This is a genomic window from 'Chrysanthemum coronarium' phytoplasma (assembly GCF_000744065.1).
Classification (GTDB): Bacteria; Bacillota_I; Bacilli_A; order Acholeplasmatales; family Acholeplasmataceae; genus Phytoplasma; species Phytoplasma asteris.
Genome location: NZ_BBIY01000106.1, coordinates 1 through 1411, shown reverse-complemented (window position 1 = coordinate 1411; position 1411 = coordinate 1). Strand labels below are relative to the sequence as shown.

Here is a 1411-nt window from a genome sequence, read left to right as displayed (position 1 = left end):
AATTTTTCATTTTTTAAATTTTAATATGTTAGTATTTAATATCTTTATACTTCTTTAAGGATAATTATTTTCATTTTTGCTTATTTAGCTTTAACATTGTTTTTTTTATTTAGATTAAAAAGTGTCTAATAATAAATTATTTTTGATTTTAATCATTAATAAATATTTTCTTATTTTATCCTTATTTCCAATATTCTTCTGTTTATAATATAATTAATTATATTATAAAATTAAATATTTTTATAAAAAGTAATGTTTTTATCAAGTTTAAAATTATTTATATATTCATAATTTTGCGATTCTGTAAAACCATAAGCATATAAAATAAAAAACATATATAAATCATTAGATTCTTTTTTTATATCAAAATCTAAGATTATTTTAAAAACATTTTCTTCCAATTCTGATTCCGACAAATTATTATCTAATCCTTGTTTAAATACAGATTTATATATTTCAATATGATTGTTATTTTTTAATTTATAATTAAATAATCCTTCTTCTGAAACATTATCTATTATTATTCTTTCTAAAAAACCTATAAAATTATAACGATCATATATAGGATTATCTAAATCACTAGCATTACTATATAAACATATTTTAGCATTATTTGTATTAACAAATTGTTTTACATTTATATTAAATTTAATTAAAAAACCATTATATTTTTCTTTTAAATTTTTCAAATCATAAACCCCTAATTTTTTACTAAGGTTTATTTTTGTTTCAAATAAAAATTTAATGATATTCTTTTCATGAAAAGAATTATTAATTTGAATTGTTTGTTGTTTAGGTAAATTTTCAAAAGGTATTTCTATGTTATTATCGTTAAAATTAGAATTATTTTGTAATTCATTGTTTTCCATCGCCATAACGGAATTATTACTAATAATTAAAAAAATCCTAAACTAATAAATAAAACGATTTTAAAAAATAATAAATTTGTTTTTAATTTAAACATTATATGAATCTCCTTTGATATTGATAATAACAATAAAATATATTTTAAATTATTTAACGTCTTCTAGGATTGTTTTGTTGATTTTGATCGTTTTGTTGCGGCATGGCGTTTTGAAGAATAATTTGTTGAGCAGCGATACGACTACTTAATTCAATATTTTGCCTCATAAGATTATTAATAACTTCTTCAGAAGAGTTATTATTCCTAGCATTAAAAATTTGTTGAACTATTCCAGCTTGTTGAAAATTTAAATTTTGTAAAATACGAGCTTGATTTTGAAAATTAGTATGATCATTATCATGTCCGTTATTTTGAGATATATGGCCATTATTCATTGCCATAACATAATAATTATTATTTATTAAAAATAATCCTAAGAAAATAAATAAACAAATATTTATTATTTTAAATTGATTTTGTAATTTAATCATTAATTAAATCTCCTTT

General features: G+C 18.0%; 2 protein-coding genes. Both read right to left on the bottom strand.

Annotation, left to right across the window (positions count from 1 at the left end; genetic code table 11):
* Positions 1-230 precede the first annotated feature (230 nt).
* Positions 231-875 (bottom strand): hypothetical protein, encoded by a 645-nt coding sequence (locus OYV_RS03885; protein ID WP_236620289.1) that lies wholly within the window; start codon positions 873-875, stop codon positions 231-233.
* Positions 876-1017: 142 nt separating this feature from the next.
* Positions 1018-1395 carry an SVM family protein gene (locus OYV_RS03880; RefSeq protein ID WP_011160891.1) on the bottom strand — a complete coding sequence of 126 codons (378 nt, stop codon included), beginning with the start codon at positions 1393-1395 and terminating at the stop codon, positions 1018-1020.
* Positions 1396-1411 lie beyond the last annotated feature (16 nt).

What these genes read in the sequence shown, in the direction of transcription:
- OYV_RS03885 (WP_236620289.1), bottom strand. Translation starts at nt 875, where the DNA reads ATGGCGATGGAAAACAATGAATTACAAAATAATTCTAATTTTAACGAT.
- OYV_RS03880 (WP_011160891.1), bottom strand. Translation starts at nt 1,395, where the DNA reads ATGATTAAATTACAAAATCAATTTAAAATAATAAATATTTGTTTATTT.